This window comes from Sulfurimonas sp., from assembly GCF_026988655.1.
GTDB lineage: Bacteria > Campylobacterota > Campylobacteria > Campylobacterales > Sulfurimonadaceae > Sulfurimonas.
This window is the reverse complement of sequence record NZ_JALSKT010000049.1, coordinates 33,614-48,289: the sequence shown is the minus strand read 5'-3', so window position 1 is coordinate 48,289 and position 14,676 is coordinate 33,614. Positions and strand designations below refer to the sequence as shown.

16 protein-coding genes and 1 pseudogene are annotated in these 14,676 nt (G+C 35.5%); 5 read left to right on the top strand and 12 right to left on the bottom strand.

Translation table 11 applies throughout. The features are described from left to right. Position 1 precedes the first annotated feature (1 nt). The 3 genes from MV052_RS05260 to MV052_RS05250 are packed head-to-tail and all read right to left on the bottom strand — an operon-like array spanning position 2 to position 2,867. Complete coding sequence (locus MV052_RS05260; RefSeq protein WP_297441658.1) at positions 2-541, bottom strand: hypothetical protein; 540 nt, start codon at positions 539-541, stop codon at positions 2-4. Then, positions 522-1,670, bottom strand: a complete 1,149-nt coding sequence (locus MV052_RS05255; protein ID WP_297441656.1) for a hypothetical protein — start codon at positions 1,668-1,670, stop codon at positions 522-524. Before MV052_RS05255 ends, MV052_RS05260 begins: the two co-directional genes overlap by 20 nt. A gap of 9 nt (positions 1,671-1,679) precedes the next feature. Beyond that, complete coding sequence (locus tag MV052_RS05250; RefSeq protein WP_297441653.1) at positions 1,680-2,867, bottom strand: AAA family ATPase; 1,188 nt, start codon at positions 2,865-2,867, stop codon at positions 1,680-1,682. A 178-nt stretch (positions 2,868-3,045) separates the two neighbouring features. On the opposite strand from MV052_RS05250, the gene MV052_RS05245 reads away from it, so the two are divergent. Both MV052_RS05245 and fic read left to right on the top strand, forming a co-directional pair. Further along, a complete protein-coding gene (locus tag MV052_RS05245) occupies positions 3,046-3,432 on the top strand; it encodes a FixH family protein (protein WP_297441652.1) in 387 nt (128 codons plus the stop codon). Between the two features lie 175 nt (positions 3,433-3,607). Further along, positions 3,608-4,126 (top strand): annotated as a pseudogene (gene fic, locus MV052_RS05240) (protein adenylyltransferase Fic); the annotation flags it as partial. Here the strand turns inward: fic and MV052_RS05235 are convergent. The 6 genes from MV052_RS05235 to MV052_RS05210 form a co-directional block, all read right to left on the bottom strand. Continuing rightward, positions 4,123-5,787 (bottom strand): GMC family oxidoreductase, encoded by a 1,665-nt coding sequence (locus MV052_RS05235; protein WP_297441651.1) that lies wholly within the window; start codon positions 5,785-5,787, stop codon positions 4,123-4,125. The pseudogene fic and the gene MV052_RS05235 overlap by 4 nt on opposite strands. After that, positions 5,787-6,275, bottom strand: a complete 489-nt coding sequence (locus tag MV052_RS05230) for a gluconate 2-dehydrogenase subunit 3 family protein (RefSeq protein ID WP_297441649.1) — start codon at positions 6,273-6,275, stop codon at positions 5,787-5,789. Before MV052_RS05230 ends, MV052_RS05235 begins: the two co-directional genes overlap by 1 nt. Further along, a complete protein-coding gene (locus MV052_RS05225) occupies positions 6,259-6,447 on the bottom strand; it encodes a hypothetical protein (RefSeq protein ID WP_297441647.1) in 189 nt (62 codons plus the stop codon). The genes MV052_RS05230 and MV052_RS05225 overlap by 17 nt, the downstream gene beginning before the upstream one ends. A 152-nt stretch (positions 6,448-6,599) precedes the next feature. After that, positions 6,600-8,354, bottom strand: a complete 1,755-nt coding sequence (locus tag MV052_RS05220) for an FMN-binding glutamate synthase family protein (RefSeq protein WP_297441645.1) — start codon at positions 8,352-8,354, stop codon at positions 6,600-6,602. Positions 8,355-8,357: 3 nt separating this feature from the next. Then, positions 8,358-8,798 (bottom strand): DoxX family protein, encoded by a 441-nt coding sequence (locus MV052_RS05215; RefSeq protein ID WP_297441643.1) that lies wholly within the window; start codon positions 8,796-8,798, stop codon positions 8,358-8,360. Between the two features lie 176 nt (positions 8,799-8,974). After that, positions 8,975-9,724 carry a complement resistance protein TraT gene (locus MV052_RS05210; protein ID WP_297441641.1) on the bottom strand — a complete coding sequence of 250 codons (750 nt, stop codon included), beginning with the start codon at positions 9,722-9,724 and terminating at the stop codon, positions 8,975-8,977. Between the two features lie 168 nt (positions 9,725-9,892). On the opposite strand from MV052_RS05210, the gene MV052_RS05205 reads away from it, so the two are divergent. Further along, positions 9,893-10,756, top strand: a complete 864-nt coding sequence (locus MV052_RS05205) for an MBL fold metallo-hydrolase (RefSeq protein WP_297441639.1) — start codon at positions 9,893-9,895, stop codon at positions 10,754-10,756. A 34-nt stretch (positions 10,757-10,790) separates the two neighbouring features. Here MV052_RS05205 and MV052_RS05200 read toward each other — a convergent pair whose 3' ends face one another. Then, the gene (locus MV052_RS05200; RefSeq protein WP_297441637.1) at positions 10,791-11,069 is read right to left on the bottom strand and encodes a hypothetical protein; all 279 of its coding nucleotides are present in this window, start codon (positions 11,067-11,069) and stop codon (positions 10,791-10,793) included. Positions 11,070-11,205: 136 nt separating this feature from the next. Between MV052_RS05200 and MV052_RS05195 the strand changes: the two genes are divergently transcribed. Next, complete coding sequence (locus MV052_RS05195; RefSeq protein WP_297441635.1) at positions 11,206-12,093, top strand: DUF234 domain-containing protein; 888 nt, start codon at positions 11,206-11,208, stop codon at positions 12,091-12,093. A 9-nt stretch (positions 12,094-12,102) separates the two neighbouring features. Beyond that, the gene (locus MV052_RS05190) at positions 12,103-12,648 is read left to right on the top strand and encodes an alpha/beta hydrolase (protein WP_297441633.1); all 546 of its coding nucleotides are present in this window, start codon (positions 12,103-12,105) and stop codon (positions 12,646-12,648) included. On the opposite strand, the gene MV052_RS05185 is transcribed toward MV052_RS05190, so the two are convergent. Then, on the bottom strand, positions 12,645-12,872 hold the full coding sequence (locus MV052_RS05185; protein ID WP_297441631.1) for a hypothetical protein: 228 nt from the start codon (positions 12,870-12,872) through the stop codon (positions 12,645-12,647). The two genes, MV052_RS05190 and MV052_RS05185, sit on opposite strands and share 4 nt — an antisense overlap. 73 nt (positions 12,873-12,945) lie before the next feature. Next, on the bottom strand, positions 12,946-14,625 hold the full coding sequence (locus tag MV052_RS05180; RefSeq protein WP_297441630.1) for a GGDEF domain-containing protein: 1,680 nt from the start codon (positions 14,623-14,625) through the stop codon (positions 12,946-12,948). Positions 14,626-14,676 lie beyond the last annotated feature (51 nt).

The window sequence follows — 14,676 nt, the reverse complement described above, 5'->3', positions numbered from 1 at the left end:
CTTACTCCTTTATCTCTATAGCATCATAAAAAGCCGTCAAATAAGTAAAACTGTTCAGCACTACATAGCTTTGCAGATATTCATCTTCACAGCCAATAAAGCCTCGTTTTTCGAGCTTTGATACTAAAGAGCGAAGCTTGGCATGTAGGGTATCTCCACTAATTGTTTTTATCTTTTTAAGACGTAAATCAAGTGTCAAATTCTCTTTTAATTTCTCCTCAATATCTGAAAGTAGAAAGTGAAAACCTACATCAAACATAGGACTATAATTATAGAAAAAATTCAAATAATCTATTAGTTCGTAGATTTGTTCAAGCCGTTTTTCTTTATTTTCTGAAGATGCAAAATAAGCATATCCATTGCCCAATACCAATTCTATATCTATATAACTAAAATACTCATGCAGTGTTTCAAAATGATGTTCCAAATAGGCAAAGAGAGCTTTTTCGCTTTTACTTGGGCTATTTTGTGAAAGAAATTTTCCCTCTTTAAGATACAAAAATAGTTTTGTTACTTTGGCTTTATCTAAATCTATTGTCATAATATACCTTTGCAAATTTTTGGGTTTTATAGATAAAAAAATCACTACTTATTCGATATTCATCTTCATAAAGCAGTATCATTTTACAGTAAATCTCTCCAAGTTCATCAATCTCTTTATTTTTAAGTTGATTATAATGCAGTAAAAATTCAATCAATGAACTTTGTGACGAACTAAAAGCAAAATGGATTTGGGCAACATTTAAGAATATCCCTTCTTTTGTAGCTGGAGTAAATTCTATAGCATCCGCCTGATGAGATTTTATACTTGCCTTATTAGAAATTTTATGAAGCAAGGTTGCAAAGGCGTTTGTGTGAATCACTTCCGGATCTAATCTACTACCAACCCGTAAAGGAGATAACATTATCTGAAACATTTCGCTTTTTTCCTCTATATCTGTTTTATTTTTAAGTTCAAAGTTGTCTTTTAACTCTTTAAGTTTTAAAATTTTTTCTACAAAAACATTTTGTTTTTGCACCTGATTTATATACTCGATTACATCTTGTGTAAGAGGGATAAGGCTTCTATGCAGTGCAATTTTGTTTTCTTGTATAAAAGTGATTAAAAGATTTAGTTCATGATTATAAAAGCTTTTCATCAAAGTACTATTTTTTTTCAAAAAACTCTCAAAAGCATACAGTATTTTTTCATACTCATCTAAGCGAGTTTTGGAAAAATGCAGTTCTTTTAATTTTAACTCAAAAGTATCAATACTTTTATAAACTCTATCAATACGGATACGAAGTTTGTCCAAATTTTGGAACAATATAGCATTGATTTTTTTCAACTCTCGACGAATTTTTGGTAATTCAATGGCTTGCTTCTCACGATACTCACTTGCTATCTCCAAAGAATGTTCTATCCTTTTTATAATTTCCCCAATAACAGAAATTTCAATTGTATCATTGTTCCCTATATACTCTCTCAAAAACTGCGTAACACGAGTATCTAAAGTTATTGTATCATCACTGAGTTCTATAATTTCAAAATTTTCTAAAACATCCAAACTTGTATCACTGCAATAATCTTCTATCTCATTCACATAAACAACTCTATCACTATGTTCAAAAAGATAAAAAATCAATTCCTGATGACGATTGAGTATGTGGAATAATTTTTCTATATTCATTACTTTACCTTAGTATAAAAATCCAAACAACCAAAGAGGAATTTTATTGCCGGATCCTATCTCGATATCATCCGCTACAACAAAACTCTCACCTATATCTTTAATTTGTCTGAAACTTTTTGTTTTCCCACCAACTTCAAAAGTATATCTCTCATCAACATTAAAGTCTCCTTTTTTCGGTATCGTTATATGATGTCCAACCTGCAACATACTTGCAAAGAATACTTCTCGGACTGTTCCTGTGTTATGACTCTCACAATAGGCATAATGTAAATTTGTGTTGTTGAGATATATTTTATCCGGTTTTGTAAATATATTATCTCCTTTTGTTTTTGCGCGTATGACATGAAGAACTTTTGCACGATTGAGGTATTCTAAAAATCTGTACAAGCCTTTGTAATTATCTTGCATGTTCATTTTTGTCATCAACTCTTTAAGATTTGGGGTATAAGGATGCGACAAACAGATAAGACGTACCAGTTTTTTTAAAGTATTGATACTGTCGTATTCTATTGGAAATATCGAAGGGATATCAACTTCTATTACAGTATTTATTGTCTCATTAAGTCTGATTAGATAATCATCTTTATCTTCAAAATAAAAAGGATAATATCCATATTTCACATACTCTTTAAACAACAATGTTACATTGAATTTTTCTAAAAGTTCATACGCTATATCTTGATGGTTTTGTAAAATCTGCTCTAATGAAAACGATGGCAAAGAGATACCTTTACTCAGTTCAACAAACTCTCTAAAACTCAATCCCTCTACTTCATAGATAATTGCTCTTCTACTGAGATCTGCTTTTGCATTGTCAAGTTTGAGTGCACAACTACCGCTAAAAATCACACATAAATCCAGAAGGTCATAGATTTTTTTTAACTCTTTCTCAAAATCTTTGTATTTATGAATCTCATCTATCACTAAAATTTCACCCTCTTCTTTAGAAAAAGCTTCGGCAACCTCATACAAGGAGGGAATGCTAATAATATCTGCACTGATATAGAGTTTTTTACTAAATGGCAAATCCAATGCTTTTAAATACTGAATCAAAAATGTAGTCTTACCTACACCGCGGGCACCAATAATACCTACAAGTTTTTTATCCAGATTAAGATGAAAGAAATATCGTTTATAACTAAAATCTACTTTTTTAAATAACTTTCTTTGATAGTCTCGTAGTTCTTCCAGCATTAGTGACCTCTATTTTTTACAGATTGTATCAAAATTAGACTTGTAAACCTATTTTTTACTATTATTATTAGATTTAAGAGTCTGTTTTACCTTTTAATATGCCCTCCATTTTTACATCACAAACCCACCACACAAAGAGTATATACTTCTCTCAGCAAAACACAAAAAGGACTTCATTATGAAAACTTTAACAAAAATCTTTTTCGCACTTCTCTTAGGTGCAACACTAGTACATGCCGCTGCGTTTAGCAAAGATGCAAAATTCAGAACAACTACTGTGCATATCACTGCAGACAAACCACTTACAACTGGATCAAATACAGTTGTAGTTACTATCAAAAAAAATGGTAAACTTATAGACGATGCAAACATAGCACTCAAAGCATTTATGCCTGCAATGCCTGGAATGCCTGCCATGAGTTCTAAAGCAAATGCAAAAAACCTTGGAAATGGAAAGTATAAAGCGACTCTTAACCTTGCAATGAGTGGAACTTGGCAGTTACATATATTTATAACACCAAAAGAGGGAAAAAGGTCTCGTGTAAAAACAACACTTAATTTTTAACTTATAAAAGGTAGCAATTATGAAAAATATATCAAGAAGAACTTTTGTCAAATGTCTTGTCGCCTCAAGCGCAATGCTTTATGGCATAAACCTCAATGCTTCGACTGATACAACTAAAAAACGCCAAAAAACAGAAGAACTCTCAGGCACTGTTTTTCATTTTGAAAACGCTTTTTTAGATACTTTAAAGCCTGGTAGTTTTGCAGCTCTGTCTTCTATTCATGAGTATCTTTTTGGTACTATTTACCCTTTTGCTGGAAAAATTAGAGATGCTAATATCTCTAAAGGTGACTTTCGTTTTGCACCTGTGAGTTACTTGAAAGTGTCCATAGAAAATATCCAAAAGATGCCACAAAATACCTATGATACAATAATAGAAAAGTATGTAGAGATGAATGTTGCTCACCCTTTTCGCGAGGGTAATGGACGAAGCATGTGAATATGGTTAGATCATATACTTAAACATGAGTTAAAAGTTGTCGTTGATTGGACAAAAGTAGACAAAGAAGACTATCTGCTTGCTATGCAAAGAAGTCCAATTAAAGATATAGAGATAAAGTATTTACTTCAAAATGCTCTGAGTGACGAGATAGATGACTTTACTCTTTATATGCGAGGTATTGACACAAGTTATTATTATGAGGGTTATATGCTCTACAAGATAGAAGAGATAGAAGATACCCAAAATATTTAACTCACAAAAGCACCAAGATGCTTTTTAATCACATCAGCCACACGAAAAGAGTTTGCATAGATCGTCCATGTATAAGGCACACTTCCGCCTGTCGGCATAAAAGAGGCATCTGTTACATATAAGTTTTCTAAGTCATGCGCCTTACAGTTTTTGTCTAGTACTGATGTTTTTGGATCATTGCCAAATCTGCAACCACCAGCTACAAGGTTTGGTGGCGGTGCTGAAGATATAGAGTAGTCTATCTCTTCACAGCCAAGTTTTTGCAAAACTTTTACTGCTTTTTTTGCTAAATGCTCACCTACTTCCAAATCTTTTAGATGTCCATAAAGATTGATAACGCCAACAGGTACACCATACTTATCTTTTACTTTCTCATCCACAGCAACAAAACATTTATCTGTTGGTAACCAGTCATTAAAGACTTCAAAAGTCAAAACCCGTGAAGTCGTCAGCATTTTTTGGACTTTTTTTGCCAAAGCCTCACCCCAAAGAAGATGTCCCTCTTCGTCATATACTTCTTTCATCACACGGGGAATAATGTTTTGATGTTCAAAAAGAAAGTCTATAGTTCCACCTTTTTGAGCTTTATCTTTCTCTGTATATTCGTACCAATCCTGCAAAGAACGGTTAAAAAAAACTCCAACTTCCATTAGCTCTGTTTGCTGCGTTTGAGTGAGCTTTTCAAAGACAAATCTTCCACTACCACTTCCTCCGCCTGAAAAGATAAGATTTTTTCCTACCTGTCCACTAGAGTTTGCCATACCCTTTGAAAAGTATTTGTTTTTAGAGTTCAGTAGCAGTCTTGAACTCTCTATCGCCTGTGCTGCTAAAACAAAGATTTTCGCTCTCACAGAGTGTCTAACACCATGTTTTGTGTAGTAGTAGACACGTGTTATCTTTTTCTCATCACTCTCAAGTTTATACACAAAAGCATCAGTAATGATTTTTGCAGAACATTTTTGTAAAAGCGCGGCTCTTGCACTTCCTTTTGCCCCACTTGCACAACCATAACTTCCACAAAAGTTTGAGTAGTAACAAGCATTTCTACTCAGGGCATTTTGAGAAAGCACCGCACGAGGGGTAGGAATGGATTTAAAATGCAGCTCTTTACATGCAGCGTCAAACCATTTTGTTACTGCGTTTGTTGCTAGCTCAGGATAAGGAAAGTCGGCACTTGAACGTGGTTCGAGGTGTTTGTGTTTTACTATTTTTCCACTCACACCTACAACTTTTTCTACCTTATCATAGTAGGGTTCTAGCTCTTCATAGCTTATCGCCCAGTCTATGACGTTGGCTCCCTCTATCGCACCGTAAACACTTTTGAGTTTAAAATCATTTGGTTTGAGACGATGAAAATAGCCACTCATAAGATTTGATGAACCACCGACCATGGAACCGTTCCAAAAGTTCCAGCCCGATTCTGCACCATCATAACGAGTAAATGTTCCATCATCATTATGTTCATTTATGATGTGTTTTTGCTCATCAAGCGGAGGGGTAAACATATCACGACGAGAAACTGCCAACTCATCTTTGTTGAAATCTTTTTCTGTGTAGTTTTTACCTTTTTCAAGAACAACAACCTCAAAACCGGCATTGGCAAGCTCGTATGCTATGGGTGAGCCACCTGCGCCACTTCCTATGATACATACATCAACCATTATAAAAAAGCCTTTTTAGGACGGGGTTCTCCCCCTGTAAAAGCAAGCCATTTCCAACCTGCTTCTTTATTGTTACCGCCATAGATAGGGTCACCAAGCATCGCTTCAAACATATAGCTCATTATATTATATATAAAGCTTTCTCCCCACTCAGTTTTTGCTACTGCGTTTAGCACTTCTTGACGCTCTTTGTGGGCGAGTTTGACATAACTTTTATGGTGTAATGCTATTGCCTCTTCGTTAAGCCATTTGACACCATTTTTTATAAATGTTTTATCTGCTTTGCTGATGCGAGAGTGATGAAGTATTATCTCCATATAAGGTGCTGTTTTTATATGAAGTTTATTTGCTTGTGGGAACAAGTCATTTTCTAAAATACGGATAGTTTCTATGGGTGTTGTTACGCCAAAAAGATTACACCCATCCATCAAAAAAACAGCGCTAGATAAAAAGCCTGCTTTGAGGAAATTTCTACGAGAAAAGGTCATCAAAAAATGAGCCTTTTTTCTTTGGTGTGTATGCTTTTACTCTTTCATCTACAAAATCAGGATCACCTTTTTCAAACTCTCTTTTAGAAACTCTTTGTATATGTTTTTTCGGTTTGTCATCTTTAACAAATCCATTATCTTGTGAGCGAGCCGCTCCATGAGGGACACACATAACATCCTCCTTTTTCTTTCTTAGTATCATTATACTCAACTTATGTGTATAGTTTGTGTACTCAGGCTCTTAGTACGGTAAATCAAAACTAAGATAACTTCAAAACTAAAGTCAAGCTGAGAATGACTTTTGTTTTGATTTGCCGTAGGCTCTTAGTCTACGATAGACTCTTCAAAATAATGTTCTACATTCATATAGGTCTTGCCTGTATGATCTTTAAAGATAAGGTTGTTTTTATTCATTTTAGAGATATGATCCACTGCCATAATTGCTAAAAGATTTTTTACACCGCCAAGGAGTTGTTTATGATACGAAGCAATGTTTCTAGCTTTTTTCTCTATCAAAAAAGAAGCACGTTTGGCTTTGTCTTGTGTCGCAAGTCCGACTGGGCAAGAACGTCCATGCGCACCAGAACATTCTCTTGCACGGATACATCCCGCACTCATCATAAAGGCTCTAGCAATGGCAACATAGTCAGCACCCAAACCAAAAAGAACGATGGCATCATCAGGAGTAAGCACTTTTTCACTCGCTATTAGTTTCACTTTTTCTCGTACCCCTACTTTTCTTAAATGACTATCTGCGATAAAAAGTGCTTTTGATATCGTCATCCCGACACTCATCATCATCTCTAGTGGAGCAGCGCCACTACCTCCATCGCCACCATCTACAGTGATAAAATCAGGATACGCAGTTGAACCCTCTTGAAGTCTTTGTTTTATAAGCTGGGCATACTCCTCAAACGCAGCTTCAGAGGAGATAACGATCTTCACACCCACTGGCTTTTGCGAAAGTTCTTTTAGTCTGCCCATAAAATCAAAAAGCTCTTCAAGGTTATGTGCAAATGGAAACTGGTTTGGAGAAAAGAGATCTTTATGGGGTTCAACACCACGGTAATACGCAATAGCTTCACTAACTTTAGAAGCTAAAAGTTTTCCACCGGTTTGTTTTGCACCTTGTGCCATTTTTATCTCTGTCATTTTTGCAAAACGCATTGTTTTTTGATAGCGCGTTTCACAAAACTTCCCTTCTTCATCACGTACACCATAGAGCCCGCTTCCCATTTGAAAGATAATATCAGGAATATCTGAGGGGACTTTATTTGGAAATGACTCCAAGGGTGCCTGCCAATTTACACGGTAGCACACAAGGGCATCTTTATCAAAAAGATAGGTTTCATCGTCGTTGGCGTGAATGACCATGTGTCGGTAAACTTTTTCAGCTACAGCAGGATTGATGATAAATTTTACAAGTTTATACACAGTTTTGGCAAACGCAGTTCCCCTTTTTACTTCTAAGTAACAGTTGTGTTTGGGATTGTATTTGTGTGTATATAAAAAGTTTGAGGTAAGACTTCCCTCCCCTGTATTTATGGGAAATTCTCCAAGATAAGCACCTTTTGAAAAGGCTCGTGTTCCCTCTGGAGAAATTGCTCCATCACTCATGGCGCTTCTACCAAAAACCGAACGTGTAGTAAAGGGCTGAGCAGAACTCTCCCCAAATGTCACACTAAAATCATCACTAACATCGCTAGTATTTAAAACACAATTAGCATTTTTGATTGATAAACTTGCACTTTTTTGAGGTTGTCCAGGTGAAAATGAGGCATACGCAGATTTTCTCTCTGCTGAGTCATAAACCCATTTAACTTTATCAAAAGATTCATAAAATTTTTCATCACCAAAGTATTGTCTCATCGGGTCACGCAGTGCATAAAAAACATAGCGCATACGCCCGATAAGTGGGTAATTGATAAGGAGTTGATTATCTCGTTGGATATACTTGTCATAGATAAATAAAACTATAGAAATCACAACAAATAAAAAGAATAATGCCTTAAGCATAAACATCAAAATAGGAAAATGCATCTCTCCTATTTCATGCGTAAAATTTAAGAGAGCTTCCATAGCTTAGTTTTTTTCACCAAAGATAAATCTATCAAGTGAAAACTTTCCTGCACCATGAGAAAAGAAAACTAACAAAAATGACATATAATAGAGTGGAATTTCAAAGCCGTTGTCCCCTGCTGAGAAGCCATTTCCAAGATGCACTGTCACAATCGCAACGATTATAATGACAATCAGAGGAAGAGAAATAAGTCTCGTAAAAAGCCCAAGAGTCAGCAAAACTACACCCGCGACTTCAGTACTTGCTGCCATATAAGCGTTAAGCGTTGGAAAAGGTATGCCCATAGAACCAAACCACTCAGCCACCGAATGAATGTCATTCCACTTCATCATCGCCGGCTCATAAAAACCATAGGCAACCAACAATCTTGCAAAAAGTAGACTCAGAGATTTTAGATACTCCCCCAAATGAGAAAATTCCAAATACATTTCTTTCAGTTTCATAATAAACTCCTTTTTTGTATAAGTACATTGTATCTCTTCTTTGTGTAGGGAGTGTGTAGAAGCTATTGTAATATTTAAATTTTTATCTTATTTAGGAGTTTTATTAAGTTATTTGAAAGTATATTTTAGAGAAGAGTAATGGTATTGGCAGCAATAAAGAGCTGCCAGACGAGAGTTTAAAATATTCCAGAAATTGAACGAGATAAAGCTTTTTCGAGCGCAGGTTTTGCTTCTGAAAAATCAAGATTCATTTTTTCAGCAGTTGAAATTATACGTGTACGATACGTTTTCCATTGTACCTTACCACCATGTGCATATTGTTCTGTGTTTGTTGCCAAGCCTTGTTTTAAATGAGCTTGTTGCGTTTGTGTCACTATTTCACCTTCAAGTGGTCTCTCACGAATTTGTAAATCTGTAACCATTACATATATAGTATCTTCAACTAAAGCATCACCAACAAAACCAAGTCCTGCCCCTAACAATGCATAACCAGCTGTTTGTCCACTATTTGCACCCATAGACTTTGCAGCAGCGCCAGTAGCCAATCCTCCAACTATTGCAGATCCATAGGCAGATTTTTTTAACGCTTCAGCTTCTCTCGCATTTGTTTTTGTAGCTTTTAAAACATTCCCTTGTAGCATATACGTAGCTTTCTTTGGATTATTTGTAATTACAAAGCCTTTTTTCTCAAAAATATTTCTAATATTCTGAGCAACGTTAAGTTCACGATCTGAAGTATTTCTCATATCAAAATATATAATTTTATCTTCTGGCGCTACAGGTTCTAAAAAGACTGTATCAGACATTTTTGTTTGAACATCTAAATTTCTCTTTGCAACTGCTGTTTTCATTGCACTACAGCCACTTAAACCTACTAACCCTACAATAGCTATTGAAGCTAATACTATTTTTGTAACTTGTTTCATTCTTTGGAAACTCCTCTTTTTTTGTTAAAGTTATTAGATTCTAACAAAAAAATACTGTCTCAATTATTAATCATATACCTGATTTCACAAGAACCTCTATAATATAAGTTTATGCTATACTTTTGTTATAATAGTTTTTTAGAAATTCGCGATAGGCTCAAAGATTAAATGAAAACTTTACTCATTTTTTTATTACTTACAACTATTGTATTTGCTTCAAAAATAGAACTTGAAGTTCTAGGCTCAGGTGGACCAGAAATTGACGGCAGAGCAAGCACTTCTTATCTACTTTGGATAGATAACAAAGCTAGACTCATTGTCGATATGGGAAGTGGTTCGATGCTGCGTTTCGAGCAAAGCAAAGCACGACTTGAAGACCTTGAAGCTGTTGTACTCACACACTTACACATTGATCATAGTGTGGATTTACCTGCATTTATTAAAGCTGGATACTTTTCTAAACGCAGTAGCTCACTCGATATCATCGCGCCTGATGAAAATGAGTATTTTCCTTCTACTACTGAATTTTTAGATGATTTATTTGGGAAAAAAGGTGCGTATCGGTACATGAGTGATGTGCTAAGCCCACAAAGTGACTCTTTTGAGATTATTCCCATAGATATTAAACGCAGTGAAAAAAGGGTTTATAAAGATTTTACTCTGCAGTTTATACGAGTGCATCACGGTATCGTTCCTGCTCTTGCTCTTCTTATTCAAGTCCAAGGCAAGCATATTTTCATAAGTGGCGACACCAACAATGCAGGTCTCAACTTAGAGCGACTCTCCTCCCATGTTGACTTGTTTGTAGCACATCATGCTATTGCTCAAGATGCAAAAGGATATGCAACATACTTGCATATGACACCGGCTATCATCGCCAAAGCTACAAACGCTCTCAATGCCAAAAAGCTTTTACTCACACATAGAATGAAGCGTACAATTGGGAATGAAAAACAGAGTACAGAGATAATCAAAAAAAGTTTTAAAGGAGAAGTTATCTTCGCTGAAGATAGAATGAAGGTGGAACTATAACAGAGCGATACGCTCTATTATAAAAAGAGGAATACTATTTACTTCCACATTTTCCTGCACCACATTTCATCGCTTTTTTTGCAGCTTTTTTCGCATCGCCGCATTTTCCTGCGCCACATTTTTTCGCTGCTTTTTTCGCATCGCCACATTTCATTGCTTTGTTAGCATTACCACATTTTTTCGCTGGTTTTTCCATTTTAGAACCACATTTACCTGCGCCACATTTCATGTCACTTGCGCTTGCTGAAACTGCACCTAAACCTGTAAAGAGAGCTGCTCCTAAAAGTAGAGCTGAAAGATTGAACTTATTCATTTTGAATCCTTTGTTGTTTTTAATTAGGGTTATTATACCAAACCTTTGTGTAATGTTTGTGTAGTTCTCGCATCAAAAAGAAAAAGGGTGTATCTTTATTGTATAATTTCATTTATTACACCATAAGGTTTCAAGCATGATTTCAGAAAATACAACATTCAAAGAACAATTTAAAATATTTTATAAAGAGCATAAATTTAAAAATATGGAAGATGCCATAGAAAAATTTGCTATCTTTGGCGGTGTAGGCTGGGGTGAGATAGATACGGCTCACTCTTCTTATGAACTCATAGAAAAGCTGATCCTTAGAGATTATCATTATATTCGTAATGATGTCAGTGACATTACCGGTGGGGCACCACTTTATCATGCCCTACTTACTGCCATTGCTATGGGTGATGGAAAAACACACTCAAGTTACAAACGAGCAAAACTTGACAAAGAGGTTGGAGATAAGGCTGTTGTAGAACTAGTTGAGCGAGGAATTATCCGTGTTGAGAAACCAAAAAAGGAGTTTACTTCTTGGGAAGATAATGAAAAACTCGATAACAAGCTTTACTTCACCACACCTTTTTTACGATTTTGGTTTGCCTTTATCTCCCCACTTTTTAAAGGCATTCGTGATGGTGACTACTCTGAAGTAAAAAAACGTTGGGAAAATCGAGAAGCAGAGTTTACTAACCTCATCTTTACACAACTCTCCCATGAACTACTGCAAGAAAACTTTAAAAAGAGTGATGATCCTATTGTACAGATATCGAGCTACTGGGACAAAACAGCAGAGTTTGACATCTTCGCAAAAACAAAATCAGGCAAGACTATCCTAGGAAGTACAAAATACACAAATGCAAAAATCAAAAAAAGTGAACTCACTCGTTTACAAGAACTTGCCAACAAGGCAGGTATACACGCAGATATTTTTGTCATTGTTGCAAAACAAGGTTTCTCAAACGAACTCAAAAACCTCAAAGGCGAAAACCTTCGACTTATAACGCTGAAAAACTTCGCAAAGCTTACTGAGTAAAGTAAGATTATGAGTAAAAAAGTTTTACTTCTTCATGGTTGGGGAGGAAGTGATTTTCCCCATTGGCAAAGCTGGCTTGCGGGTGAACTAGCACAGGATTATGGCTGTGTAAACTTTTTAAAATTTTCAAATTTTGATGAACCAAAGCTTGATGTCTGGATGCAAGAGCTCACAAGCGCACTTAATGATTTTGCTCCTGATATCGTCATCTGTCACTCTCTTGCAAATACTTTATGGTTTCATCTGTGTCAAACGCAGCAGCTAAACGCAGTAAAGAAGCTTTATCTCGTTGCACCACCAAGTTTAGAGTGCAAGGTTAGCGAGCTTAGTGAGTTTTTTCCCATACAAGCACCCAAAGACCTAAACGCAGTAAAAGCCATGCTTATTGTCTCAACAAATGACCCATATATGAGCATAGAAGAGGCAGAAATTTTACAAAAAGAACTCAATATAGAGATGAAAATAGTTCAAAATGCAGGACATATCAATGCCGAGAGTGGTTATGGCAAATGGGAGTGGATACTTAAAGAGCTAAAAAAAGAAGAAGCTCTTTAAGCGTATAAATCTAGTGAAGTAGAAGTTGCAACATTCGGTTTTACTTCACTTGTGAGGGACTCTTGAACTACTTGTGCTTTTTGAGCAGTCTCATTTGTAGCTTGCATCAAGGAAGATGTATCACTTGATGATTTGCTATTGTCTTTTTGAGAGTTTGGGTCAAGATGCCCTACTTGCACCGGACTTGGATAAGGTGACTGAAATGTATATTGCACAACATTCATAATAAATCTCCTTTTATAAATCTAAATTTATCTTATGCACTTTCATAAACTATAGCACAAAAAATGTAAAAATCTAACCAATAACATAGCGATTTCTTCCCGTTTCTTTTGCTGTATACAGAGCATTATCCACCCTTTTAAAGAGACTATCTTCTGTATCACCTTCAATATAAACCGTCAAGCCAAAGGATGCAGTGAGCTGTGGAACTGGATAAAAAGATGTTTTTGCTATCTCTTGTTGGAGTTTTTTTGTAAGCTTTTCAAGCTCTTTATCTCCCGCATGATTGGCAATGATGATAAACTCCTCTCCACCCCATCTCGCGACAAAATCATCCTCACGTACATGCTCTTTTAAGATAGAAGCAAATTTCTTCAAAACTTCATCCCCTACACTATGTCCGTAGTTATCATTTACAAGTTTAAAGAAGTCTATATCCATCATGATAAAACCAAACTTATCGCCATAGCGCTGTGCACTTTTTATCTTTTTTTCTAAGATATTTCTATACTCACTTCTATTATATAAAGAAGTTAAAGCATCATGTGTCGATATGTTTTCTAACTCTTTAGTCGTGACTTTGACTAAGTTTGTTAGCGCTTTTTTAAGTGGATCAAACTCACTTGTCGAACTTTTTCTTAATTTTTTTTCTTTTACTTCCTTGGACTCTGAGAGCATCATAAAGGTTGTTGTTACATTTAAAAGTTCGGCAATCTTTCCAGAATGAAAAAATTCCCCAAACGTAAAAAAACCAACTGTAGGAGCCAAAGACTCAAGCAGATTTATCTCATCTTTTAGTTTTTCTTGCAATAGTGCTTTTCTTGCTACACAAGAATAGACATAAACAACTTCAGCTGGAATATTTTTCAGTTCATCAAAATAAACATCTAAATTATCAGTCAACTCTTCAATATTTGCAAAACTAAAACGTACCCTATCCCCTTCACTAAATTTACCTGCAAAGGTTAAAGCATTATCTTCTGTCACCCCAATGGGATCTCTTGCAACAAGAACACCATCTTTATTCAAAACAAGAGGAAAAGGCATACATGATGCAGGTAGATTTTTTGCTACATCATCTCCAAGATATTTTCTATAAACATCCATAACAGGAACCCCATCAAGCTCATAAAGAGTAGTTCCATCTGCTTTAGTAACAAGCATCTCTTTGCCAATAGAAGTCCATTTCAAGATATATTCACTATTGACCAGCAAATTACTTCCACTAATTGTCGCAATTACACACCCATCATCAGAGAACTCTTCATCTGAAAAAACATACGTCTGCTTAAACTCTTTGTCAGTTGCACGTCCACCCGCGATGATAATTTCAGGCTTAATTTTGTAAATATCTTTTAACAAACGCTCAGCATCACTTTTGAGTCCATCACTAAAGATAATCATCGCTTTGGTATCATCAAAAATCAAATCTTCTTTAATGTCTTGAAGATTAAATGCTGTATCAAAGTTATAAAATTTGGACACGACTCTTGAACTCTCAAAAATGCTAAAAGAAATAACCGCACTCTCCTCTAGCATCTCACCATCTGAAATCTCTCCGCTTGTTGTTGTCCCAATGATATTTGCTTGTGGGAGCTTCTCTTTGAGCATACGAGAGATATTCATAAAATAATCAGGGCTTGTAACACCACTAAAAATTTGGATAAAAATAGTCTCTGCACTTTTAAGCGAATGTCTCACTATAAAAGTATCTAAAGAGTCTTCATCCTTAAATATAATATTAAAACTTTTCATACGTTCATTATAACTCTACTCTAAATAAATAATGCTTAAAGTGATTTTGTG

Coding starts and splice junctions, on each gene's coding strand:
- MV052_RS05230 (WP_297441649.1), bottom strand. CDS start 6,275: ATGACCTTTTCTCGTAGAAATTTCCTCAAAGCAGGCTTTTTATCTAGC.
- MV052_RS05195 (WP_297441635.1), top strand. CDS start 11,206: ATGATTTCAGAAAATACAACATTCAAAGAACAATTTAAAATATTTTAT.
- MV052_RS05250 (WP_297441653.1), bottom strand. CDS start 2,867: ATGCTGGAAGAACTACGAGACTATCAAAGAAAGTTATTTAAAAAAGTA.
- MV052_RS05205 (WP_297441639.1), top strand. CDS start 9,893: ATGAAAACTTTACTCATTTTTTTATTACTTACAACTATTGTATTTGCT.
- MV052_RS05180 (WP_297441630.1), bottom strand. CDS start 14,625: ATGAAAAGTTTTAATATTATATTTAAGGATGAAGACTCTTTAGATACT.
- MV052_RS05190 (WP_297441633.1), top strand. CDS start 12,103: ATGAGTAAAAAAGTTTTACTTCTTCATGGTTGGGGAGGAAGTGATTTT.
- MV052_RS05225 (WP_297441647.1), bottom strand. CDS start 6,447: ATGTGTGTCCCTCATGGAGCGGCTCGCTCACAAGATAATGGATTTGTT.
- MV052_RS05210 (WP_297441641.1), bottom strand. CDS start 9,724: ATGAAACAAGTTACAAAAATAGTATTAGCTTCAATAGCTATTGTAGGG.
- MV052_RS05235 (WP_297441651.1), bottom strand. CDS start 5,787: ATGGTTGATGTATGTATCATAGGAAGTGGCGCAGGTGGCTCACCCATA.
- MV052_RS05255 (WP_297441656.1), bottom strand. CDS start 1,670: ATGAATATAGAAAAATTATTCCACATACTCAATCGTCATCAGGAATTG.
- MV052_RS05200 (WP_297441637.1), bottom strand. CDS start 11,069: ATGAATAAGTTCAATCTTTCAGCTCTACTTTTAGGAGCAGCTCTCTTT.
- MV052_RS05245 (WP_297441652.1), top strand. CDS start 3,046: ATGAAAACTTTAACAAAAATCTTTTTCGCACTTCTCTTAGGTGCAACA.
- MV052_RS05260 (WP_297441658.1), bottom strand. CDS start 541: ATGACAATAGATTTAGATAAAGCCAAAGTAACAAAACTATTTTTGTAT.
- MV052_RS05185 (WP_297441631.1), bottom strand. CDS start 12,872: ATGAATGTTGTGCAATATACATTTCAGTCACCTTATCCAAGTCCGGTG.
- MV052_RS05215 (WP_297441643.1), bottom strand. CDS start 8,798: ATGAAACTGAAAGAAATGTATTTGGAATTTTCTCATTTGGGGGAGTAT.
- MV052_RS05220 (WP_297441645.1), bottom strand. CDS start 8,354: ATGGAAGCTCTCTTAAATTTTACGCATGAAATAGGAGAGATGCATTTT.